Raw genomic sequence first — 648 nt, forward strand, 5'->3', positions numbered from 1 at the left:
GCCGCAGCCCGAGGATGGTGGCGATCACGATCAACGCCTGGAGCAGCAGGTAGGGCACGAGGCGCGCGGCCAGCAGCCGGCGCCGCGCGGGTTTGATCGTTGCCTTCGCCGCGATCTCGCTCACAGCTTGATCAGGCCCTGCTGCACCGCCTCGAACACCGCTTCGCTGCGCGTGTGGACCTCGAGCTTGCGATAGATGTTCTTGATGTGCCCGGGCACGGTCTGCCTGGACAGGCCGAGATGGCTCGCGATCTCGGCATAGCTGAAACCCTTGGCGATGCCCCAGAGGATGTCGATCTCGCGCGGGGTCAGCCTTGCGGTGTTGAGTGCGGGGCCCGGCGGCGGCTCCGCAGAATTTTGCGTTCGCCGCACGATGAAGCGGGCGATCGAGGCCGAGATCGGCGAATGGCCGGCGACCAGATCGCGCACGGTGGTGGCGATATCGGTGGGGAAGGCGTCCTTGAGGAGGTAGCCGGTGGCGCCGACCGTGATCGCGGAGATCACGCTCTCCTCGTCGCCGAGCGCCGAGATCACCATGATCTCGGTATCGGGAAAGCGCTGCCGGACCTCGCGGATCAGCTCGACGCCGTGGCCGTCGGGAAGCCTGAGATCGGTGAGCAGCACGCGCGGTGTCGCCTCGCCTAGTGC

Annotated in this window: 1 protein-coding gene; it reads right to left on the reverse strand. The window is 67.3% G+C overall.

All coding sequences use genetic code 11. From position 1 onward, the window contains the following. Window positions 1-120: 120 nt before the first annotated feature. The coding region (locus AC1D00_RS44145; RefSeq protein ID WP_477015080.1) for a LuxR C-terminal-related transcriptional regulator at window positions 121-648 on the reverse strand (528 nt) is incomplete at its 5' end.

It is taken from the genome of Bradyrhizobium sp. P2_E8, from assembly GCF_056403875.1.